The organism is Burkholderia sp. AU16741, assembly GCF_002223345.1.
Lineage (GTDB): Bacteria > Pseudomonadota > Gammaproteobacteria > Burkholderiales > Burkholderiaceae > Burkholderia > Burkholderia sola.
This window is the reverse complement of the sequence record NZ_NKEZ01000005.1, coordinates 329,534-351,485: the sequence shown is the minus strand read 5'-3', so window position 1 is coordinate 351,485 and position 21,952 is coordinate 329,534. Positions and strand designations below refer to the sequence as shown.

The 21,952-nt window shown below is 68.2% G+C and carries 17 protein-coding genes; 8 read left to right on the top strand and 9 right to left on the bottom strand.

The genetic code is table 11. The features are described 5' to 3' along the window. The first annotated feature begins 153 nt into the window (after positions 1-153). The 5 genes from CFB89_RS14810 (at position 154) to nagE (ending at position 7,587) form a co-directional block, all read left to right on the top strand. Positions 154-888 carry a GntR family transcriptional regulator gene (locus tag CFB89_RS14810; RefSeq protein ID WP_089468508.1) on the top strand — a complete coding sequence of 245 codons (735 nt, stop codon included), beginning with the start codon at positions 154-156 and terminating at the stop codon, positions 886-888. A 122-nt stretch (positions 889-1,010) separates the two neighbouring features. Further along, the gene (nagA, locus tag CFB89_RS14805) at positions 1,011-2,114 is read left to right on the top strand and encodes an N-acetylglucosamine-6-phosphate deacetylase (protein WP_089468507.1); all 1,104 of its coding nucleotides are present in this window, start codon (positions 1,011-1,013) and stop codon (positions 2,112-2,114) included. Continuing rightward, positions 2,107-3,138, top strand: coding sequence for an SIS domain-containing protein (locus CFB89_RS14800; RefSeq protein WP_069620260.1), 1,032 nt, complete (start codon positions 2,107-2,109; stop codon positions 3,136-3,138). The genes nagA and CFB89_RS14800 overlap by 8 nt, the downstream gene beginning before the upstream one ends. Positions 3,139-3,153: 15 nt before the next feature. After that, positions 3,154-5,736 (top strand): phosphoenolpyruvate--protein phosphotransferase, encoded by a 2,583-nt coding sequence (gene ptsP / locus CFB89_RS14795; protein ID WP_089468506.1) that lies wholly within the window; start codon positions 3,154-3,156, stop codon positions 5,734-5,736. 87 nt (positions 5,737-5,823) lie between these two features. Continuing rightward, positions 5,824-7,587, top strand: coding sequence for an N-acetylglucosamine-specific PTS transporter subunit IIBC (gene nagE, locus CFB89_RS14790; RefSeq protein ID WP_089468505.1), 1,764 nt, complete (start codon positions 5,824-5,826; stop codon positions 7,585-7,587). 179 nt (positions 7,588-7,766) lie between these two features. On the opposite strand, the gene CFB89_RS14785 is transcribed toward nagE, so the two are convergent. From CFB89_RS14785 to rpoH, 6 genes are all read right to left on the bottom strand, one after another. Further along, positions 7,767-10,253, bottom strand: a complete 2,487-nt coding sequence (locus CFB89_RS14785; protein WP_089468504.1) for a family 20 glycosylhydrolase — start codon at positions 10,251-10,253, stop codon at positions 7,767-7,769. Positions 10,254-10,837: 584 nt separating this feature from the next. After that, on the bottom strand, positions 10,838-10,960 hold the full coding sequence (cydX, locus tag CFB89_RS14775) for a cytochrome bd-I oxidase subunit CydX (protein WP_089468502.1): 123 nt from the start codon (positions 10,958-10,960) through the stop codon (positions 10,838-10,840). Positions 10,961-11,022: 62 nt separating this feature from the next. Continuing rightward, positions 11,023-12,159, bottom strand: a complete 1,137-nt coding sequence (gene cydB / locus CFB89_RS14770) for a cytochrome d ubiquinol oxidase subunit II (RefSeq protein ID WP_089468501.1) — start codon at positions 12,157-12,159, stop codon at positions 11,023-11,025. Between the two features lie 31 nt (positions 12,160-12,190). Beyond that, complete coding sequence (locus CFB89_RS14765) at positions 12,191-13,771, bottom strand: cytochrome ubiquinol oxidase subunit I (protein WP_089468500.1); 1,581 nt, start codon at positions 13,769-13,771, stop codon at positions 12,191-12,193. Beyond that, positions 13,761-14,042: a cytochrome oxidase putative small subunit CydP gene (cydP, locus tag CFB89_RS14760; protein WP_027806881.1), complete on the bottom strand. Its 282-nt coding sequence runs from the start codon at positions 14,040-14,042 to the stop codon at positions 13,761-13,763. The genes CFB89_RS14765 and cydP overlap by 11 nt, the downstream gene beginning before the upstream one ends. A gap of 359 nt (positions 14,043-14,401) precedes the next feature. After that, entirely contained in the window at positions 14,402-15,337 is a 936-nt protein-coding gene (rpoH, locus tag CFB89_RS14755; RefSeq protein ID WP_089468499.1) for an RNA polymerase sigma factor RpoH, read from the bottom strand. A gap of 359 nt (positions 15,338-15,696) precedes the next feature. Between rpoH and pagL the strand changes: the two genes are divergently transcribed. Then, entirely contained in the window at positions 15,697-16,266 is a 570-nt protein-coding gene (gene pagL, locus CFB89_RS14745; RefSeq protein WP_089468497.1) for a lipid A 3-O-deacylase PagL, read from the top strand. Positions 16,267-16,311: 45 nt separating this feature from the next. Then, the gene (locus CFB89_RS14740) at positions 16,312-16,695 is read left to right on the top strand and encodes a nuclear transport factor 2 family protein (protein ID WP_089468496.1); all 384 of its coding nucleotides are present in this window, start codon (positions 16,312-16,314) and stop codon (positions 16,693-16,695) included. 142 nt (positions 16,696-16,837) lie between these two features. Here the strand turns inward: CFB89_RS14740 and leuA are convergent, their stop codons facing one another. Continuing rightward, positions 16,838-18,484 carry a 2-isopropylmalate synthase gene (gene leuA, locus CFB89_RS14735; RefSeq protein ID WP_089468495.1) on the bottom strand — a complete coding sequence of 549 codons (1,647 nt, stop codon included), beginning with the start codon at positions 18,482-18,484 and terminating at the stop codon, positions 16,838-16,840. 377 nt (positions 18,485-18,861) lie between these two features. Next, positions 18,862-19,836: a DNA-binding protein YbiB gene (gene ybiB, locus CFB89_RS14725; protein ID WP_089468494.1), complete on the bottom strand. Its 975-nt coding sequence runs from the start codon at positions 19,834-19,836 to the stop codon at positions 18,862-18,864. A 180-nt stretch (positions 19,837-20,016) separates the two neighbouring features. On the opposite strand from ybiB, the gene maiA reads away from it, so the two are divergent. Beyond that, complete coding sequence (maiA, locus tag CFB89_RS14720) at positions 20,017-20,661, top strand: maleylacetoacetate isomerase (protein WP_089468493.1); 645 nt, start codon at positions 20,017-20,019, stop codon at positions 20,659-20,661. A gap of 96 nt (positions 20,662-20,757) precedes the next feature. Here the strand turns inward: maiA and ftsY are convergent, their stop codons facing one another. Then, a complete protein-coding gene (gene ftsY, locus CFB89_RS14715) occupies positions 20,758-21,918 on the bottom strand; it encodes a signal recognition particle-docking protein FtsY (protein WP_089468492.1) in 1,161 nt (386 codons plus the stop codon). Between the last annotated feature and the right edge of the window lie 34 nt (positions 21,919-21,952).

The following is a 21,952-nucleotide window of genomic DNA, read 5'->3' as shown; positions in this document are numbered from 1 at the left end:
TAAACAAAGGCTTTGTCGGTACTAAAACGCTTGCCGCGCAAGGCTTTCGGCGATTTCCGCGAGGCTAATACCAGTTCGTTGACTGGTATTATTGTGGTTATATAATGCGTTCACTTTCGACGGTCCGAGATCGTCGTCCGACACCGGAGGCACATGGAAACCGGCTGGTCCGAACTGGCGCCCGATCCCCTCGACGACACGCCGCTCTATCTGCAGCTCGCCCGCAATCTGGCGAGCGCGATCCATGCCGGCGCGTGGCGGGCCGGCGAGGCGCTGCCGTCGGAGCGGCTGCTGTCGGTGTCGGTCGGCGTATCACGGATCACCGCGCGGCGTGCGCTCGCGCTGCTGGTCGAGCAGGGCCTGATCAAGCGGGCGCGCGGCGCGGGCAGTTTCATCACGCCGCGTGTCGCCGATCCGCTGTCGCGGCTCGTCGGCTTCACCGCGAAGATGCAGCAGCGCGGCTTCGTGCCCGATTCGGTGTGGCTGTCGCGCACGCTGCGCGCCGCGAGCCGCGACGAGCTCACGCATCTCGGCCTCGCGCCCGGCGCGACGGTCGCGCGGCTCGAACGGCTGCGCCGCGCGGACGGCATCGTGATGGCCGTCGAGCATTCGACGCTGCCGGCCGCGGTGGTGCCCGATCCGCAGGCGCTCGGCGCGTCGCTGTACGAATACCTGGAGGCGCGCGGCATGACCGTCGTGCGCGCGTTGCAGCACTTTCGCGCCGCGAACGCGACGCATGCGATCGCGAAATGGATGGCGGTGAAGCCGGGCTCGGCGCTGCTGGTGATCACGCGCATCGGCTACGGCGCCGATCAGCGCGCGATCGAAGTGACCGAAACGTATTGCCGCGACGATTACTACGACTTCGTCGCCGAACTGAAACGCTGACGCGCGAGACTGCCCGCGCATCCCGCGCGATCGCGATGGAACGCAATCGCGCGCAATGAATCGCAACGGATTGGCCAATCACGACGCGCACGCCCGCGTCACCCGATCATCAAGAGAACGTCATGCTGACTGGCAACATCCTCACCTCCGACGGCTGGATTCACGGCTCGCTCGATAGCGAGAACGGCCGCATCACCACGCTCGACGGCACGCCCGTCGATCCCGCGACGAACGACGCGCCGTACATCCTGCCCGGCTTCATCGACCTGCACGTGCATGGCGGCGGCGGCGCCGACGTGATGGAAGGCGGCGACGCGATCGAGACGATCGTCCGCACGCACGCGCAATTCGGCACGACGAGCCTGCTCGCGACGACGATGACCGCGCCGCGCGACGAACTGATGGAGGTCGTCGCGAACCTCGGCACCGTCGCGCGCACCCGCACGCCCGGCGGCGCGCGCGTGCTCGGCGTGCATCTCGAAGGCCCGTACATCAACCCCGGCAAGCTCGGCGCGCAGCCGGACGCGGCCGTGTCGGCCGTGCTCGACGAGGTGCTGAAGTACCTGTCGATCGCGCCGATCCGCGTCGTCACGCTCGCGCCGGAAATCGCGGGCCACATCGAGATCATCGGCGAAATGGCCGCGCGCGGCGTGCGCGTGCAGCTCGGCCACTCGCTCGCGACCTATGACGACGCGGTCGCCGCGCTCAAGCACGGCGCGTGCGGCTTCACGCACCTGTTCAATGCGATGTCGCCGCTGCATCACCGCAACCCGGGCCTCGTCGGCGCGGCGCTCGCGCATGCCGAGTACGCGGAAATCATCCCCGACCTGCTGCACGTGCATCCGGGCGCGATCCGTGCGGCGCTGCGCGCGATCCCGCGCCTGTACGTCGTGACCGACAGCACGTCCGCCACCGGCATGCCCGACGGCGAATACCGGCTCGGCAGCCAGCACGTGACGAAGTGCCTCGGCGGCGTGCGGCTCGCCGACGGCACGCTCGCCGGCAGCACGCTGACGATGGACCAGGCGCTGCGCAACCTCGTGTCGCTCGGCCTGCCGATCGCCGACGTGTCGAACCGGATGTCGCGCTACGCGGCCGACTACCTCGGCATCGCCGATCGCGGCCGCCTCGAGCGCGGCGCATGGGCCGACCTCGCGGTGTTCGATCGCGACCTGAACCTCACCGCGACCTACGTCGAAGGAGAATCGATTGTCGAATATGCTTAAGGAAGCGCGCGAGTCCGCCCAGGTCGTCGCCGCGCAACTCGCCGACACCGCGCGCGTCGAAGCGCTCGCCGGCCAATTGCTCGATCACCCGCCGGCCGTCGCGCTGACGGTCGCGCGCGGCAGCTCGGATCACGCCGCCAGCTATTTCGCGAGCCTGACGATGAGCCGCCTCGGCGTGCCGGTCGCGTCGCTGCCGATGTCGGTGGCCACGCTGCAGCAGGCGCCGCTGAAGGTGCAGGACCAGCTCGCGCTCGCGTTCTCGCAGTCGGGCAAGAGCCCCGATCTCGTCAACACGATGGCTGCGCTGCGCGAAGCCGGCGCGCGCACCGTCGCCGCCGTGAACGTGCTGCCGTCGCCGCTCGCCGACGCATGCGAGCACCAGTTGCCGCTGCTGGCCGGCCCCGAGCTGTCGGTCGCCGCGACCAAGAGCTATATCGCGATGCTGTCGCTGTCCGCGCAGATCGTCGCGTACTGGCAGCGCGACGCCGCGCTGATCACCGCGTTGCGCGGCTTGCCCGACGTGCTCGCGCAAGCCGGCCGGCTCGACTGGTCGCAGGCCGTCGCCGCGCTCGCGGGCGTCGAGCGGATGATCGTGATCGGTCGCGGCCTCGGCCTCGCGATCGCGCAGGAAGCCGCGCTGAAGCTGAAGGAAACGTCCGGCATCCAGGCCGAGGCATTCTCGAGCGCCGAAGTCCGTCACGGCCCGATGGAGCTGATCGACCGCGACTATCCGCTGCTCGTGTTCGCGCCGCCCGGCCCCGAGCAGGCCGGCCTGCTGCAGTTGGCCGCGGACATGCGCGCACGCGGCGCCGCCGTGCTGCTCGCGGCGCCCGCCGGCACGCCCGGCGTATCGACGCCCGGCGTATCGGGCACCGTGCTGCCGCTCGCGCAGTCGGCCCATTCGGCGCTCGACCCGATCGCCGCCATTCTTTCGTTCTACGTGATGGCGGCGGATCTCGCCGTCGCGCGCGGCCGCAATCCCGACACGCCGCGTCACCTGAACAAAGTCACCGAAACGCACTGATAGTCGAGAAAGCCGATGAGACGCGCCGAGGAATCCCAGTTGAAGAGCCCCAACCACGATCAGATCGTCCTGCTTAGCCCGTTGACGGGGCCGATCGTTCCGCTGGCCGACGTGCCCGATCCGGTGTTCTCCGGCGGGATGTTCGGCGACGGCATCGGCATCGACCCGCTCGAAGGCCGGCTCGTCGCGCCGTGCGCGGGCGTCGTGTCGCATCTCGCACGCACCGGCCACGCGGTGACGATCACGACGCCGCAAGGCGCGGAAGTGCTGCTGCACATCGGCATCGACACCGTCGAGCTGAACGGGCAGGGCTTCGTCGCGCACGTCGAAGCCGGCGCGCGCGTCGAAGCCGGCGCGCTGTTGATCGAGTTCGATCAGGATGCGGTGGCGCGCCACGCGCATTCGCTCGTGTCGGTGATCGCGATCGCGAATTCCGACGCATTCGAGGTGGTCGATCGCGCGAGTGGTTTCGCGACCGCCGGCGAGACCCCGCTGCTCACGCTACGCGGCAAGGGCGAAGCCGCCGCGCAGGCGGCGCAGGCCGGCGCGGCCGCGCACCACGAAGTGCGCCGCGAGATCGTGCTCGCGCAGCCGGGCGGCCTGCATGCGCGGCCGGCCGCACGGGCGCGTGAAGCCGCGCGCGGGTTCGATGCGAGCGTCGACGTGCTGTTCGACGGCCGCAAGGCGTCGATCGCGAGCGTCGTCGGCCTGCTCGGTCTTGGCGCCGGCGAAGGCGCGACGGTCGAACTGGTCGGCCGCGGCGCGCAGGCACAACAGGCCGTCGATGCGGTCGAGCGCGAGCTGCTGCACGAGGCGCACGGCGAAGTGGAAGAAAAGCCGGCGCGGCTGCGGTCGCCCGCACCACAGACGGTCGCGCGCAATTCCGGCGCGCCGCTGGACCCGAACACGCTCGCCGGCGTGTGCGCCGCGCCCGGCATCGCGGTCGGCACGCTGGTGCGTCTCGACGATGCGGACATCGTCCCGCCCGAGCAGGCGTCCGGCACGCCGGCCGCGGAAAGCCGCCGCCTCGACCAGGCGCTGAAGGCGGTCGACGCCGAGCTCGGCGAAACGGTGCGCAACGCATCGGCGCGCGGCGCGGTCGGCGAAGCGGGCATCTTCGCGGTGCATCGCGTGCTGCTGGAAGACCCGACGCTCGTCGACGCGGCGCGCGACCTGATCAGCCTCGGCAAGGGCGCGGGCTTCGCGTGGCGCGCGACGATCCGCACGCAGATCGACACGCTGTCGAAGCTCGACGATGCGCTGCTCGCCGAGCGCGCGGCCGACCTGCGCGACATCGAGAAGCGCGTGCTGCGCGCGCTCGGTCACACGAACGGCGCCGCGCGTGCGCTGCCCGACGAGGCCGTGCTCGCGGCCGACGAATTCACGCCGTCCGACCTGTCGTCGCTCGATCGCCAGCGCGTGACCGCGCTCGTGATGGCGCGCGGCGGCGCGACGTCGCACGCGGCGATCATCGCGCGGCAGCTCGGCATCCCGGCACTGGTGGCGGTCGGCGATGCGCTGTACGCGATTCCGGACGGCACGCAGGTCGTCGTCGACGCGAGCGCGGGCCGGCTCGAACACGCACCGACCGCGCTCGACGTCGAGCGCGCGCGGCACGAGCGCCAGCGCCTGGACGGCGTGCGCGAGGCGAACCGGCAACAGGCCGGCGAGGCGGCCGCCACCGTCGACGGCCGCGCGATCGAGGTCGCCGCGAACATCGCGACGCTCGACGACGCGAACACCGCGGTCGACAACGGCGCGGACGCGGTCGGCCTGTTGCGCACCGAACTGATGTTCATCCATCGCCAGGCCGCGCCGACGGCGGTCGAGCACCAGCAGAGCTACCAGTCGATCGTCGACGCGCTGCAGGGCCGCACGGCGATCATCCGCACGCTCGACGTCGGCGCGGACAAGGAAGTCGACTACCTGACGTTGCCGCCCGAACCGAACCCGGCGCTCGGCCTGCGCGGCATCCGGCTCGCGCAGGTGCGCCCCGATCTGCTCGACGATCAGCTGCAGGGCCTGCTCGCGGTGAAGCCGTTCGGCGCGGTGCGCATCCTGCTGCCGATGGTGACCGACGCGGGCGAACTCGTGCGGTTGAAAAAGCGCATCGACGAACTCGCGCGCGCGCAGGGCCGCACCGAGCCGATCGAGGTCGGCGTGATGATCGAGGTGCCGTCGGCCGCGCTGCTGGCCGACCAGCTCGCGCAGCACGCGGATTTCCTGTCGATCGGCACCAACGACCTCACGCAATACACGCTCGCGATGGACCGCTGCCAGGCCGATCTCGCCGCGCAGTCCGACGGCCTGCATCCGGCCGTGCTGCGCCTGATCGACATCGCGGTGCGCGGCGCCGCGAAGCACGGCAAGTGGGTCGGCGTATGCGGAGCGCTCGGCGGCGATCCGCTCGCGGTGCCGGTCCTGGTGGGCCTCGGCGTGACCGAACTGTCGGTCGATCCGGTGTCGGTGCCGGGCATCAAGGCGCGTGTGCGCCGTCTCGATTACCAGTTGTGCCGTCAGCGCGCGCAGGATCTGCTCGCGCTCGATTCGGCACAGGCGGTAAGGGCAGCAAGCCGCGAGGTCTGGCCGCTCGACTGAACGTCGGCGGCAGGTTCGCGGCCCGTATTACGACGAAAGCTATCAGCTCAACGACGATCAATGACGAGACAAGGATTGGAGGACTGAATGAACGGGAATCCGTTTCTGAAAATACAGGGCCTGGGCCGGGCACTGATGCTGCCGATCGCGGTACTGCCGGTCGCCGGCATCCTGCTGCGACTCGGCCAGCCGGACGTGTTCAACATCAAGATGATCGCCGACGCCGGCGGCGCGATCTTCGACAACCTGCCGCTGCTGTTCGCGATCGGCGTGGCGGTCGGCTTCGCGAAGGACAACAACGGCGTGGCGGCGCTCGCGGGCGCGATCGGTTACCTGATCGAAACCGCGATCATGAAGGACATCGATCCGAAGCTGAACATGGGCGTGCTGTCCGGGATCATCGCGGGTGTCGTCGCGGGCCTGCTGTACAACCGCTATAAAGACATCAAGCTGCCGGACTACCTCGCGTTCTTCGGCGGCAAGCGGTTCGTGCCGATCATCACGGGGCTCGTCTGCGTGATATTGGGCATCGCGTTCGGGTACGTGTGGCAGCCGATCCAGCATGCGATCGACGCGGCCGGCCAGTGGCTGACGACCGCGGGCGCGATCGGTGCGTTCGTGTTCGGCTTCCTGAACCGCCTGCTGCTCGTCACCGGCCTGCACCACATCATCAACTCGCTCGCGTGGTTCGTGTTCGGCAACTTCACGCCGCCGGCCGGCGGCGAGATCGTGCACGGCGACCTGCACCGCTTCTTCGCGGGCGACCCGACCGCGGGCACCTTCATGGCCGGCTTCTTCCCGATCATGATGTTCGGCCTGCCGGCCGCATGTCTCGCGATGCTGCACGAAGCGCCGAAGGAGCGCCGCGCGATGGTCGGCGGCCTGCTGTTCTCGATGGCGCTGACGTCGTTCCTGACCGGCGTGACCGAACCGATCGAATTCAGCTTCATGTTCCTCGCGCCGGTGCTGTACGTGATCCACGCGGTGCTGACGGGGCTGTCGCTCGCGATCTGCCAGATTCTCGGCGTGAAGCTCGGCTTCACGTTCTCGGCCGGCGCGATCGACTACGTGCTGAACTACGGGCTGTCGACGAAGGGCTGGATCGCGATTCCGCTCGGCATCGCATATGGTGTCGCGTACTACGGCCTGTTCCGCTTCTTTATCCGCAAGTTCAACATGGCCACGCCGGGCCGTGAACCGGCATCGACCGACGCGGCCGCGGAATCGTCCGCATCGGGCGGCTTCGTCGCACCGGGCGCGGCGGCAACGGCTGCCGCACCGCGTGCGCAACGCTACATCGCCGCGCTCGGCGGGGCGGCCAACCTGTCGGTCGTCGACGCGTGCACGACGCGCCTGCGCCTGAGCGTCGTCGATCCGGAAAAGGTATCGGAGCCGGAACTGAAGTCGATCGGCGCACGCGGCGTGCTCAAGCGCGGCGGCAACAGCGTGCAGGTGATCATCGGGCCGGAGGCCGACATCATCGCCGACGAGATGCGTGCCGCGATCGGCAGCGGCGCGACCGGGGCGGCGGCAACGGCGCCGGCCGGCGCCGCACAGCCCGTCACGGGCGCGGCCGCCGGCCCGCTCGATCCGGAACCGACTCGCTGGCTCGCGGTGTTCGGCGGCGCGACCAACGTCGCGTCGCTCGATGCGGTGGCTACCACGCGCCTGCGCGTGGTCGTACGCGATCCGTCGGCGGTCGATCGCGAGCGTCTCGGCACGCTCGACGTCGCATGGGTGTCGCTCGACACCTTCCACATCGTCTGCGGCAACGCGGCGGCACGCTATGCCGAACAGCTCGGCGCGCGCCTGCCGCCGTCGGGCGGCGGGGCGGCCGCACAACCGGCGTGACGCGGTGAAGCCGGCCTGATCGATCCGCGCGGCGGATCCGGGCCGGCGGTCAACAGAAAACGGCTTGCGACCGGTGCGTCGCAAGCCGTTTTTGCTTGGGTGCGGACGATTCCCGATGAGCGACAGGCGCTGCGTTGATCCACCTCGCCGGTCGCCGGGCTGCCCGGCCGATCAGCCGTTCACGGATTCGTCAGCGTGAAGGTCGGCTTCCGGTAGCCGACGCCGGCGCGCTCGAGCTTCGGCAATTCGCGTTGCGTGAGCAGCGTCGCGAAGCCGGCCCAGTCGCGCTGCAGCGCGGCGACGTCGACGTGGTGCGTGTCGCCGCGCTTGAAGCGCACGCCGGCCGCATACGGCAGCTCCCAGTCGGCCCGGTGCCACGCGCGCTCGGCGAGCGCGAGCAGCCGCGGGTAGGTCATGTATTCGAGGAAGGTGTCGTTGCGCATCACCTCGCCCCACGCCTGCCCCTGCATGCCTTCGATGCGCGGCGCGGGGCCCGTGCCCGTCACCTCGAACGCGTTGCCGTCGCGGTCGCCCATCACTTCGGCGTTCTGCGGCAGGTTCTCCGGCGCGAGCGAGAACACCTTGTACTCGTCGGTCGCGTGCGAGCCCCAGTAGTAGCCGCGCTCGCGCGGATTGAGCGTGTACGGGAAGTCGAAGTACAGGTAGTCGGGCAGCGCGAGCACGGTCAGGTAGCCCTTGTTGCTCAGGTCGCGCGCGCTGTCCGACGCACCCCAGAAGATCGTGTCCCACAGCGACACCATCACGTGGCGCGTGCTGAAATCCTGCGGCCCGTTCGCATGCTTGATGCCGTCCTGCCACGCGGCCATCGTGCCGATCCCGTTCGCGTTGACGGCCGCGCTCACCAGTTTCGCGAAACGCGTCGGCAGCTCGTCGATCGACTTGATCTCGCCGCGCTGGAGCAGCGCGGTGCACGCGGGCGAACGCGCCCACGGCTTGTCCTGCGCGGCCAGGTCGATGCGCCCCTTGTTCGGGTCGGTGCCGTTCAGCGGCTGGAAGCCGCCGCCGAGGAAGATGTTCTTCGCCTCGTCGCCGCCGTAGTGCCAAGTCTGCAGCGGCGCCTGTGCGTCCGCGTGCATCGCCGCGATTTCGCGGATCACCTTCGACGCGAAGTTGAGCGCGCCCGGCACGCACGGGTTCAGGTCGCTGCGCCGGTCGTAGAACTGCACCGTCGTCAGGTTCGTCGTGTCCTGCGGGTCGAGCAGCCGATACGCGTTCGCCTCCTGCTCGCGGCCGGCCGCGTGCAGCCGTCGGTAGCGCGCCTCCATCGTCACGACGGCCGCGCGGGCGTGCGCGGGCATGTCGATCTCGGGGATGACCTGCACGAAGCGCGTGGCCGCGTAGCGTACGAGCGCCACGTAGTCGTCGCGCGTCAGGTAGCCGCCGCCCGAGCGGTTGTCGGGGCCGGAGCCGAGCTGCGGCAGCAGGCAGCGCGTCTCGCTCGGGTCGTGACAGCGGCGCGAGCCGATCTCGGTCAGCTCGGGCAGGCCGGGAATCTCGATGCGCCAGCCTTCGTCGTCGGACAGATGCAGGTGCAGGCGGTTGAGCTTGTACGCGCTCATCTGGTCGATCAGGCGGCGCAGCGTCGCCGGCTGCTTGAAGTTGCGCGCGAGGTCGACGTGCATCCCGCGATGCGTGAAGCGCGGCGCATCCTCGACGAGCATCGCCGGGATCGGGCCGCCGCCGGCCGGCGCGAGCGAGTAGAGCGTCTGCACGCCGTAGTAGAGGCCCGCGCGATCGTAGCCCTCGATCAGCACGCCGCGCGGCCCGATCGCGAGCCGGTAGCCGCCCGGTGTCGCGAGGTCGGCCGGCAGCCGGCGCGGTGCGACGAAGCCTCGCACCGGCACGCGTGCGCCGTCGAGCCCGAGCGTCGTCGCGCGCTCGCGCAGCGCCGCGACTTGCGCGTCAGGCAGGTCCGGCAGCGCGAGTTCGACGCCGCGCAGCTCGAGCGTGCCGGGCAGCGGCAGTTCGCGCTTCACGCTCGGCAGCGCGCGGCCCGGATCGGGCCGTGCGGCCACCGGCGGCGCGTTGCCGGTCGAGTTGTTCTGCGCGTCGGCCGGCAGCGATTCGACGTAGCGCAGCTCGTTGTCGGTATCGTTGTAGCGCAGCACGGCCGGCGGCGCGCCGTCGACGACGACATACGGGCGCGGAATCACGTCGCTGTAGCGCAGCAGCCAGTATTCGGCGACGAACGGCAGCTCGATGCGCTCGCCGGGCGCGAGCCGCACCGAGCCCGGCTGCGGCGTCAGTTCGTACAGGTCGCCGGTGAGCCGCCGCAGCGCGAAGCCGGGCCGGTCGATCCGCAACAGGCGGCGAATGCTGTGCAGGTAGAGCTTCCAGCCGCCGTCGGCGATCGGCTGGTGGCCGCGGTTCTGCAGGATCAGGCGGCCCGTCGCGCAGGCCGCGCCGTCCGCGCCGAGATCGGCGCACGGCACGCCGGCCGCGGCCGCGTGGTTGTTGTCGACGGCGACGCGCAGCGCGAGGCCGTTCGACAGCTGCGTCGCGAGGCTGGCCGCTTGGGCGGCGGTCGATTGTGCGGTGCCGGCGGTCGCGCCAGCGGCGGCCGACGCCGGTACCGCCGAGATCGCGGCGGGCGACAGCACCGCGATCAGCAGACCGGCAAGGAGGGAGGGCAAGGTACGCTTCAATTCGAACTCCTGAGAAAAAGAGGGCGTGGCGGCGTCGTGACGCGACGTCGCTGCGATCGGGTCTTTCAGTGGAGCTGCGGGAGACACCCGCGCGCGGGGCGATGCGGCTGCACCGCGCGCATTCGGCACGCGTGCGCGTGCGTTACGGAACGGGCGGCGGGCACGCGTGCCGATCGGATCGGCGCGGCGGCGTGCGCGGATTCATCGGCGGCCCACGGCGTTCGCCGCGGCGACGAGTCGGCCGCGGCGGGCGGCGCTCGGCTGGCCGCGCACGCGCGCGACGACGGTGCGCGTCGCGGCACGTGGACGTCGATACGGCGCGCAGGCGCACGCCACATACGGGCTTCGCATGTCTCCCCCACCCAGAAGGAATCGGCCTGTCAGCGGCCGTGTCCAACGATCTTATGAAACCTTTGATTGGTATTCAAGTGGTACCAATCTGGCGCTAAATTGGCATCGATGTACGCGGCCTGCCAGCGCGGCCAGCACGAAAAAAACCTCGCGCGAAGCGAGGTTCTTTCCTTCCGGACGGCGACGGCAGCGGCGCGCGGATCGAGCGGCCGCGTGCGTCACCCGTCGGTGCGTCAGTCGCGCCGTGTCCGTCCGGACGCTTCCTGCGTCTTCTGCCGCGCTTCGAGCCACATCGCGTTGACGATGCCGAACGACAGCGCGACGCCGATACCGAGAATCCAGCTGAAATACCACATGATCCGACTCCTTGCGAAACGGTAGGCGAGGGCGCCCACGCGCCCCGGCCCGGTTCAATGCATCAATACATCGAGTGCTTGTTCTCTTCGAGCGTCTGGTGCGTGACCTTGCCGCGCATCACGCGGTACACCCAGCCCGTGTAGATCAGCACGATCGGCAGGAACACGATCACCGCGAACAGCATCACCTGCAGCGTCATGTGGCTCGACGTCGAATCCCATACGGTCAGGCTGCTGCGCGGGTCGAGCGACGACGGCATGATGAACGGGAACATCGAGAAGCCCGCGGTCAGGATCACGCCGGCGATCATCAGGCCGGTGCAGAAGAACGCCGTCTTTTCCTGCTTCGAGCCGGCGAGCAGCAGCGCGAGCACGCCGCCCGCGATCCCGACGACGGGCGCGGCGATCATCCACGGATAGTCGCCGTAGTTCGCGAGCCACAGGCCCGCACCGGCGGCGACGTCCTTGAGCAGCGGGTTCGCGACGGTGTCGGTCGGCGCGGCGTGCGTGATGTGGAAGCCGCCGATATACGAGGCCACCAGCACGCCGGCCAGCACGAACAGCACGACCGCGAGGAACGACGCGACACGCAGCGCGATCGACGCACGGCGGGCGATCGCGCCGTCGGTCTTCATCTTGATGAACGCGGCGCCGTGCGCGACGAGCATCGTGAGGCTGACGAGCCCGCACAGCAGCGCGAACGGGTTCAGCAGCGCCCAGAAGCCGCCGTAGTAGGTCACGCGCAGGTCGCTGTCGAACTTGAACGGCACGCCCTGCAGCAGGTTGCCGAACGCGACGCCGAACACGAGCGCCGGCACGAAGCCGCCGGCGAACAGGCCCCAGTCCCAGCCCGCACGCCAGCGCGGGTCCGGCCGCTTGCTGCGGTAGTCGAAGCCCACCGGCCGGAAGAACAGCGCGAACAGCACGAGCAGCATCGCGAAGTAGAAGCCGGAGAACGACGCCGCGTAGACGAGCGGCCAGGCCGCGAACATCGCGCCGCCGGCCGTGATCAGCCACACCTGGTTGCCTTCCCACGTCGCGCCGACCGTGTTGACGATGATGCGGCGCTCGTCGTCGGTCTTGCCGAGGAACGGCAGCAGCGCGGTCGCGCCCATGTCGAAGCCGTCGGTGACGGCGAAGCCGATCAGCAGCACGCCGACGAGCACCCACCAGATCAGCTTGAGAGTTGCATAGTCCATAGCGATTCCTTGTTCCGTTGCGAGGGCGTGCTCAAACCGCGGCCCGCTCGCCGGTAGCGACGAGTTCGTGGTGATAGCGGCCGGTATGCAGCGACGACGGGCCGAGGCGCGCGTACTTGAACATCAGCTTGATCTCGATGACGAACAGCGCGGTGTAGAACAGGATGAAGCCGGCGAGACTCAGGTACAGGTCGCTCGGCTGCAGGCTCGACGCGGACAGGTGCGTCGGCAGCACGCCGGCGATCGTCCACGGCTGGCGGCCGAGCTCGGCGACGATCCAGCCGAATTCGATCGCGATCCACGGCAGCGGGATCGCCCACACCGCGTAGCGCAGGAACCAGCGGCGGTTGTCCTGCAGCAGTTGCCGCCGCGCGCAGAACCAGAACGCGGCAACGAACGTCGCGACGAACAGGAAGCCGAGGGCCACCATGATCCGGAACGAGAAGAACACGGGTGCGACGGGCGGAATCGTCTTCTTCGCGGCGGCCTTGATCTGCTCGGGCGTCGCGTCGGTCACGTTCGGCGTGAACTGCTTGAGCATCAGCCCGTAGCCGAGATACTGCTTGTGCTGGTCGAACAGCGCGCGGGTCGCGTCGCTCGTGTCGCCCTGCTTGAGCTTCTGCAGCGCGCCGTACGCGATCATCCCGCTCTGGATGTGCTCCTCGCTGCGCTTCGCGAGGTCGCGCAGGCCGACCACCGGTTCGTCGATCGAGCGCGTCGCGATCAGGCCGAGCGCGTACGGGATCTTGATCGCATAGTCGGTGCGCTGTTCCGCCTGGTTCGGGATGCCGATCAGCGTGAACGACGCGGGCGCCGGCTGCGTTTCCCATTCGGATTCGATCGCGGCGAGCTTCATCTTCTGCACTTCGCCGGTCGTATAGCCCGATTCGTCGCCGAGCACGATCACGCACAGCGTCGCCGCGAGGCCGAAGCCGGCCGCGACCGCGAACGAGCGCAGCGCGAAATCGACGTCGCGCTTCTTCAGCAGATACCACGACGACACGCCGAGCACGAACATCGCCGCCGACACGTAGCCGGCCGACACCGTGTGCACGAACTTCACCTGCGCGACCGGGTTGAACAGCACGTCGAACAGGCTCGTCATCTCCATGCGCATCGTCTGGTAGTTGAACTCGGCGCCGACCGGGTTGTTCATCCAGCCGTTCGCGACGAGGATCCACAGCGCGGACAGGTTCGAGCCCAGCGCGACGAGGAACGTGACGATCAGGTGCTTGACCTTCGACAGGCGGTTCCAGCCGAAGAAGAACAGGCCGACGAAGGTCGATTCGAGGAAGAACGCCATCAGGCCTTCGACCGCGAGCGGCACGCCGAAGATGTCGCCGACGTAGTGCGAGTAGTACGACCAGTTCGTGCCGAACTGGAATTCGAGCGTGATGCCGGTCGTCACGCCCATCGCGAAGTTGATGCCGAACAGCTTGCCCCAGAACTGGGTCATGTCCTTGTAGACCTGTTTGCCGGTCATCACGTAGACGGCTTCCATGATGACGAGCAGCCAGGACAGGCCGAGCGTCAACGGCACGAACAGGAAATGGTAGAGCGCCGTGATGCCGAACTGTAGGCGCGACAGATCGACGACTTCACTACTTATCATGATGGTCTCCCTCGGTAGATGCAGGCGCCGGCACCGAGAGCAGCTTCTCGGCCACGGCGGCAGGCGGCAACGACATGTGCTCGGCCTGCGGATGATTGAAGAATGCGTATTTGAGCGACATCAGGAGGATCAGCTTGACGATCAGCACCAGGGTGATGTCGCGGGCGAGGGTGGGGCCGCGTGCCCATGCGGCGATGCGCGCACGCCAGCCGATCGTGCCGGCCGGCCGCGAGGGCGGCGCAGGCTCTTTATTGATCGAGATCAAGGCGATTATCCTGAAACGATTTACGTCGGATTGGGGGCGACTTTACGTCGGATTTATGACGGCCGTGAAGCTGTTTTAATCCTTTTGCGCCTGACATGCCAATTTTAAAAGGACTGCTTTCCGATGCCGAGTGCTGCGATGCGGCAGACCGTCGCGAAACAGGGGGTAAAAATTGAGGTGGATCAAGCTTATGCGGAAGGGCGTCGCAAATAGCGTAATGCCTGATGAATCCGTTCAATTATCGGGTGAGAAACGGAGCGTGAAACGCGCTGAAAAGCGAGTGAAAAGCAGCAGAAAAAAGGACGAAAAAAAACCGCTGCCGGTCGGGCAGCGGTTTTCGACGAGGCGCTCTCAATCGGCGGGATTCAGGCGTATTCGGCGAGGGCGGTGCGCATCTTTTTCATTGCGCTCGCCTCGATCTGGCGGATGCGTTCCGCCGACACGCCGAATTCGGCAGCGAGATCGTGCAGCGTCGAGCCGCCCGAGCCGTCGTCGTCGACCTGCAGCCAGCGTGCCTCGATGATGCGGCGGCTGCGAGCGTCGAGCGCGTCGAGCGCCTGCGCGATGCCGTCCGTCTGCAGCATGTCGCGCTGACGCGCGGCAAGCACGGCGGTTGGCTCGTTGTGCGAGTCGGCCAGGTAGGCGATCGGCGCGTACGACTCCTCGCCGTCTTCCACTTGGCCCTCGAGCGCGACGTCGCCGCCCGACAGGCGCGTTTCCATCTCGGTGACTTCCTCGCGCTTGACGTTGAGCTCCTGCGCGAGGCCGTCGATTTCCTCGGGCGTCATCGCCTGCATGCTCTTCTTGTGGCTGCGCAGGTTGAAGAACAGCTTGCGCTGCGCCTTCGTCGTCGCGACCTTCACCATGCGCCAGTTGCGCAGGATGTACTCGTGGATCTCGGCCTTGATCCAGTGAATCGCATACGACACCAGGCGCACGTTTTGCGACGGGTCGAAACGCTTCACCGCTTTCATCAGGCCGATGTTGCCTTCCTGGATCAGGTCGCCGTGCGGCAGGCCGTAGCCGAGATAGTTGCGCGCGATCGACACGACGAGACGCAGGTGCGAGAGCACCAGGCGGCGCGCGGAGTCGAGGTCGTTGTTTTCGCGGAATTTGGTTGCATACCGGCGTTCCTCCTCGGCGGTCAGCAGCGGAATGCGGTTGACGGCCTGGATGTACGCGTCGATGTTGCCGAGCTGGCCTGGCAACATCGATTGGGCTGCGAGCGCCAGCGAGCCTGCCGATTCGGCCTTGGCCGGCGCCGGGCTCAGGGTGTTCGGGAGGGTCAGGGCGTTGCTCACTAAAAACTCCTTTGGAATCAGGGACAAACCCCGGTCTCGAATGAGATTCCGTGGGTCATCTTAGCACTCCCGCAATACGAGTGCTAATTCCTTAGAGCATGCGGGGGCATCGGAGTTCCCTGTTTTTCTATCGGATGAGTCGAGTCGATAGCCTATTCTGCGACAGGGGCTCCGCCACGAAGTTCCGTAAGCCGTTGTTTCTGTTAGGAATCAGTAGACGATTTCGATTTTTGTCGTTTTGGAAGCAAGCCATTTCGCTTCGTGATGCCGATTCGAAAAGTCCTTTACCATACCATTCAGTTCGCTCGGGCCCGGCCGTTGCCGCAGGCTCCATTCAACCCACAAAGTTGGAGTGTCAGATGAACAATAAGAAGAATCGCCGGCCCCGCAGCCGGCTGGTGCTGCATGCGATGCTGGCGGCGTCTCTTCTGGGCGGATCGGGTGCGGCTTTCGCGGATCGATGGGGAATCCAGGCCGGCGGCGGCTTTTCGGATCGCCGCGGGATCGACAAGGCCGATATCGGCGTGGTGTGGGATCCCGGCTGGAACTGGTGGGAAGTCGGCGGCTGGCACTTCACGTTCGTCGTCGAAGGGCACGCCGGCTACTGGCATACGGGCGGCAACGTTCACGGCAACATCGGCGAGTTCGGCGTCACGCCGATGTTCCGCTTCATCAAGAGCAGCGGGCAGATTCGCCCGTTCATCGAGGCGGGCGGCGGCGTTCGCCTGCTGACGCACCCGACGATCTCGGACAATTTCTCGCTGTCCACCGCATTCCAGTTCGCGCCGACGGGCGGCGTGGGCGTGCAGTTCGGCCAACGGCAACAGTATCAGGTCGGCTACCGTTTCGAACATGTGTCTAACGCGGGTATCAAAGAGCCGAATCCTGGTATAAATTTCCACCAGTTCTACGTGCAGTACAACTTCTGATCCGTACGCCCGGGCAACGCGGGCGCGTTGCCGAGGAGTCAGGCGATGACGAAGGTGGTCGATGCGATCCGCGCGCTCGAGCGCGATCGGTTCCGGGCGATGGTGGACGGCGACGGCGAGGCGCTCGACGCGCTGTTGTCGGACAAGGTGTTTTTCGTTCACACCAACGGCAAACGCGAAACCAAGCAGCAGTTCATCGACGCCATCGTCGCCGGCCGCCGCCGCTATCGTCAGATCGAAATCCAGTCGCAGGACGTGCTGCCGGTCGGCGACGCCACTTGCGTCGTCACCGGGCGCGCGTTGATCGAGATGGAAACGAACAACGGCGGCCTCGTCTTTCCGATTGCCTATACGTCCGTCCACACGCACGACCAGGGCCGCTGGTGCCTGTTCGCGTGGCAGGCGACGCGGTGCGCGACCGAAACATGAGCGCGGGTGGCGCCCCTTTTCATGCATCGACCGAAGCGGCCTTCTGAGCCGCTTTTTGCTGCCTCGTGCGGCGCGGATCGCGCGGCGCACGGGCGGTCACGCACCGCTCGCTGACATTCAACCCTGCATCGAAGTCCGGCGCTCAGGCCGCCGCGCGTCGATCCGCGCAGTGCCATGCCGAGCGGTTGATCGCGCTCGCGACCGCATCGAGCGCCGCGACCGCCGCGTCGGCATGCACGCCGACGCCGTGCCGCAGCGGCGCGTTGCCGACCCGGCAGCCGACCGATACCGCGATCCGGCCGTCCACGGCGCGCGTGTGTTCGCACGACGCGACGTCGATCGCGGCGCCGGCGGCCGCCGCGAAAGCCGCGGCGAAATGTCGCGCGGCGTCGTCGGGCGTTGCATCGGCGGCGGGCGCCCCCGCGATCTCGCGGTTTTGCCAGCGCGCGCCGCTGCCGTGGCGCGCGGCCGGGCCGTCGGTCTCGAGGAATTCGCGCGCGAACAGCGCGCAGATCGCGTCGCCCGTCACTTCCTCGCCCGAGGCGTCGGCGAGCGTCTGCACCGCATGGCTGAACTCGATCTGGACGCGGCGCGTCGGCGTGAAGCCCATCCCGCGCTCGAGCAGGAACGTCGCGCCGCCCTTGCCGGACTGGCTGTTCACGCGGATCACCGCGTCGTAGCTGCGGCCGAGGTCGGCCGGGTCGATCGGCAGGTACGGCACTTCCCACACCGCGTCGGGGCGCTGCTGCGCGAAGCCCTTGCGGATCGCATCCTGGTGCGAGCCCGAGAACGCGGTGAACACGAGGTCGCCCGCGTACGGGTGGCGCGGATGCACGGGAATCTGGTTGCAGCGCTCGACGACGCGGCGCACCGCGTCGATGTCGGAGAAATCGAGGCCCGGGTCGATGCCTTGCGTGTAGAGGTTCAACGCGAGCGTGACGAGATCGACGTTGCCGGTGCGCTCGCCGTTGCCGAACAGGCAGCCTTCGATGCGATCGGCGCCCGCGAGCAGCGCGAGTTCGGCCGCCGCGACCGCGGTGCCGCGATCGTTGTGCGGATGCACGGACAGCACGATGCTGTCGCGGTACGCGAGGTTGCGGTCCATCCATTCGATCTGGTCGGCGAACACGTTCGGGGTCGCGGCCTCGACGGTGGCCGGCAGGTTGACGATCATCTTGTGGTCGCGGGTCGGGCGCCAGGTCTGCGCGACCGCGTCGCAGATCTCGCGCGCGAACGTCAGCTCGGTCATGCTGAAGGTTTCCGGCGAGTACTGGAAGGTCCAGTGCGTATCGGGGCGCGCGGCGGCGTGTGCCTTGATGATGCGCGTGCCGTCGATCGCGAGCGCCTTCACGTCGTCCTTCGACATCCCGAACACGATGCGGCGGAACGACGGGCAGACCGCGTTGTACAGGTGCACGATCGCGCGCGGCACGCCTTCGAGCGCATCGAACGTGCGCGCGATCAGGTCTTCACGCGACTGCACGAGCACTTCGATCGTCACGTCGTCGGGAATCCGCTTGTCGTCGATCAGCTTGCGGACGAAATCGAAGTCGGTTTGCGACGCCGACGGAAAACCGACTTCGATCTCCTTGAACCCGATGGCGACCAGCATTTCGAAGAACTCGAGCTTCTGCTCGATGCTCATCGGCTCGATCAGCGACTGGTTGCCGTCGCGCAGGTCGGTGCTCATCCACACGGGCGCACGCTTGATGGTGCGGGCGGGCCAGCGGCGGCCATTGAGGCGGACGGGCTCGAACGGACGGTACTTGTCTTGCGGATTGCGCATCATCTTCTGGACCTCGGGTCTCAAGTCGCGAGCGAAGACGGGCGGCACGGGCGCCGGTGGGCGCTGCCTCGCATCCGGCGCGCAATGGCGCCGCGGATGCGGATGATCTTCGCGAATCGGCCGACGGATGGACGGACGAATGCTGGCGACTTCGGGTTGTAAAAACTGCGAGAGGGGTACGGCGAGGAACTGCTGGGAGGACCGTGCGAACAGCACACGGCGCTACGACAGCCTTAGGCTAGTCGTAGCGATAGCGGCCGCGCTAGGCGGCCGGAGGTAATTCGGAGGGTGTTCGGAAAGGAACGCATGGCGACCACTCTATGCCAGGATGCGCTCGCGTGTCAAATGTCGGGATAAAGGGGCAGGTCGGCGCCGAGCCGTCAGCGCGCGACGCGGGCGATCTGTACGATCGTCGCGACCTGTCGCGCCACCGTGTCGGGCACCGGCACCTCGCCGCGCAGCACCGCGTCCGTCCACGCGGCCGTGGTCGCCGCGTCGCGCGACTCGGGCAGCGCGACGGGCGGCGCGTCGGTCGACGAACGCTCGGCGTCGATCAGCGTGTCGCACACGCCGTCGTGCAGCCAGTCGACCTGCACCTGGCGCCGCGTGTCGGCCACCGCCTCGCCTTCGGTGCCGCGCGCGAGCAGCGCGCCGCCGAGCGCGGCGTCCGGATGATCGCGGAACAGCTGCGCGAGGCTGTCGCGGTACGGCGGGTGCGTGTAGTTGACGAGCCGCAGCCCGGCCGGCGCGAACGGCTGCAGGATCTTCACGAGCGTATGCGTCGAGTTGCGCACGCCGAGCGCGCCGCGCAGCGACAGCAGGTGCGCGATGCGCGGCGCCAGCACGTCGATCGGCGCGAACGCGACGCGGCGCTCGGCGAGCGTGTCCTCGATCGCATCGTGCGACGTCGACGGCGCGAGCGACAGCGCCGAGAAGATCTCGGCGCTCGTCACGCGGCCGGGATCGCGCTCCACCCCGTGCACCAGCACCGGCACGCCTTCGCGCGCGAGCAGCAGCGCGAGCAGCGGCACGAGGTTCGGCTGCTTGCGCGCGCCGTTGTAGCTCGGGATCGACACCGGGCGGAACGCGGCGTCCTGTACGTGCACGGGCTCGAACGACGCCTGCGCGGCGGCGAGCATCGCGGCCAGTTCGTCGGCGGATTCGCCTTTCAGCCGGTAGGCGATCAGGATCGCGCCGAGTTCGACGTCCGACACGCGCGCATCGAGCATCGCGCGATAGAGCGCGAACGTGTCCTCGGCGGACAGGGCGCGCGCGCCGTTCGGGCCGCGGCCGATTTCCTTGATGAAGCGGGCGCAGGGGAACGGAGCGGCGGCGGGATCGTGGGAAGCGGTCATCGGAGCGTGGGGCGGGCGGCCGGCATCGGGCCGCGCGGTGAGCGGTGAGGGATGCCCCGAGTATCGCACGGGCGCGGCCGCGCATCGTGCCGCGCTACACTCTGGTTCCCGGCGGCGCGCGCGCCGCCGCGCCGCGCCGATGTCGCCGCCGGCCGAATACGACCAAAAGAGAGACATCCCATGAAGCTCTACAGCTATTTCCGCAGTTCCGCGTCGTACCGCGTGCGGATCGCCCTGAACCTCAAGCAGTTGCCGTTCGACTATGCGCCCGTGCACATGCTGCGCGACGGCGGCGAGCAACTGAAGGACGCGTACCGCGCGCTGAATCCGGACGGGGTCGTGCCGACGCTGGTCGATGGCGACGCGACGCTGCAGCAGTCGCTCGCGATCATCGAATATCTCGACGAAATTCATCCCGAGCCCGCGTTGCTGCCGAATCGGCCGGTCGATCGCGCGTACGTGCGATCGGTCGCGCTGCAGATCGCGTGCGAAATCCACCCGCTCAACAATCTGCGCGTGCTCAAGTACCTGAAGCACACGCTGAAGGTGTCCGAGGATGCCAAGAACGCGTGGTACCGGCACTGGATCGAGGCGGGCTTCGACACGCTGGAGACGCGTCTCGCGAACGATCCGCGCACCGGCAAGCTGTGCTTCGGCGACACGCCGACGCTCGCCGACGTGTGCCTCGTGCCGCAGGTGTTCAACGCGAACCGCTTTTCGATCGACACGACGCGTTTCCCGACGATCCAGCGGATCGCCGATCATGCGGCGACGCTTGATGCGTTCAAGGCCGCCGAGCCGGGCGTGCAGCCGGACGCGGAATGAGCGCGGAAGGCGCACCGCGACCCGTGGCGGGCCGGATCGGGCGCGCACGAAAAAGGGCGCCCGAAGGCGCCTTGGTGCGAAGCGGACCGGCGGCGTTCAGCCGAGCAGCGCGTCCGCGAATTCCACCGCGCTGAACGGTTGCAGGTCCTCGACCTTCTCGCCGACGCCGATGAAGTAGACGGGCACCGGCCGTTGCCGCGCGATCGCGGCGAGAATCCCGCCCTTCGCGGTGCCGTCGAGCTTCGTGACGATCAGGCCGGTCAGGCCCAGCGCGTCGTCGAACGCCTTCACCTGCGTGAGCGCGTTCTGGCCGGTGTTTGCGTCGATCACCAGCAACACTTCGTGCGGCGCGCCGTCGTGCGCCTTCGCGATCACGCGCTTCACCTTCTTCAGCTCTTCCATCAGGTGCAGCTGCGTCGGCAGGCGGCCGGCCGTGTCGGCCATCATCACGTCGATCTTGCGCGCGCGTGCGGCGCTGACCGCGTCGAAGATCACCGCGGCCGGATCGCCGCTTTCCTGCTGCACGACCGTCACGTTGTTGCGCTCGCCCCAGACCACCAGCTGCTCGCGCGCGGCCGCGCGGAACGTGTCGCCGGCGGCCAGCAGCACCGACTGGTCGAAGCTCTGCAGATGCTTCGCGAGCTTGCCGATGCTGGTCGTCTTGCCCGCGCCGTTCACGCCGGCGATCATCATCACGAGCGGTTGCGCGCGGCCGAGCATCAGCGATTTCTCGAGCGGCGTCAGCAACTCGACGAGCAGGCCGTGCAGCGCATCCTTTACCTGCTGCGGATCGGTCAGCCGGCCCGTGCGCACCTTCTCGCGCAGCGCGCCGAGCAGGTACTCGGTCGCGTCGACGCCCGCGTCGGACATCAGCAGCGCGGTTTCGAGCTCCTCGTACAGGTCCTCGTCGATCTTCGTGTTGACGAAGACGCCGGTGATGCTCGAGCCCGTCTTCGCGAGCCCCGTTTTCAGGCGCGCGAGCCACGACTTTTTCGCGGAGGCGTCCTGCAGCGGCGGCGGGACGATCTCGACCGTCTCGACGACTTCGTCGCGGCCGTCGTTGGTCGGCGTGACCGTCATCACGACGGCCGGCGCGGCCGGTTGCGCGCTCGCCTGCGGCAGGTCGGCCGCGGGCGGCGCGTCGGGCTCGGGCGCGTCGGCGTCGGACGCTTCGTCCGCTTGCTGCGCGTCGGCCGATTGCGATTCCGCCGGATCGGGCTCCTGCGTTTTTTTGAATCGTTTGAAGAAACTGAACATGGTCTGGCGTCGGGAAGAGGGCGGGCCGCCGCGG

Coding starts and splice junctions, on each gene's coding strand:
- CFB89_RS14810 (WP_089468508.1), top strand. CDS start 154: ATGGAAACCGGCTGGTCCGAACTGGCGCCCGATCCCCTCGACGACACG.
- nagA (WP_089468507.1), top strand. CDS start 1,011: ATGCTGACTGGCAACATCCTCACCTCCGACGGCTGGATTCACGGCTCG.
- CFB89_RS14800 (WP_069620260.1), top strand. CDS start 2,107: ATGCTTAAGGAAGCGCGCGAGTCCGCCCAGGTCGTCGCCGCGCAACTC.
- ptsP (WP_089468506.1), top strand. CDS start 3,154: ATGAGACGCGCCGAGGAATCCCAGTTGAAGAGCCCCAACCACGATCAG.
- nagE (WP_089468505.1), top strand. CDS start 5,824: ATGAACGGGAATCCGTTTCTGAAAATACAGGGCCTGGGCCGGGCACTG.
- cydX (WP_089468502.1), bottom strand. CDS start 10,960: ATGTGGTATTTCAGCTGGATTCTCGGTATCGGCGTCGCGCTGTCGTTC.
- cydB (WP_089468501.1), bottom strand. CDS start 12,159: ATGGACTATGCAACTCTCAAGCTGATCTGGTGGGTGCTCGTCGGCGTG.
- CFB89_RS14765 (WP_089468500.1), bottom strand. CDS start 13,771: ATGATAAGTAGTGAAGTCGTCGATCTGTCGCGCCTACAGTTCGGCATC.
- pagL (WP_089468497.1), top strand. CDS start 15,697: ATGAACAATAAGAAGAATCGCCGGCCCCGCAGCCGGCTGGTGCTGCAT.
- CFB89_RS14740 (WP_089468496.1), top strand. CDS start 16,312: ATGACGAAGGTGGTCGATGCGATCCGCGCGCTCGAGCGCGATCGGTTC.
- leuA (WP_089468495.1), bottom strand. CDS start 18,484: ATGATGCGCAATCCGCAAGACAAGTACCGTCCGTTCGAGCCCGTCCGC.
- ybiB (WP_089468494.1), bottom strand. CDS start 19,836: ATGACCGCTTCCCACGATCCCGCCGCCGCTCCGTTCCCCTGCGCCCGC.
- maiA (WP_089468493.1), top strand. CDS start 20,017: ATGAAGCTCTACAGCTATTTCCGCAGTTCCGCGTCGTACCGCGTGCGG.
- ftsY (WP_089468492.1), bottom strand. CDS start 21,918: ATGTTCAGTTTCTTCAAACGATTCAAAAAAACGCAGGAGCCCGATCCG.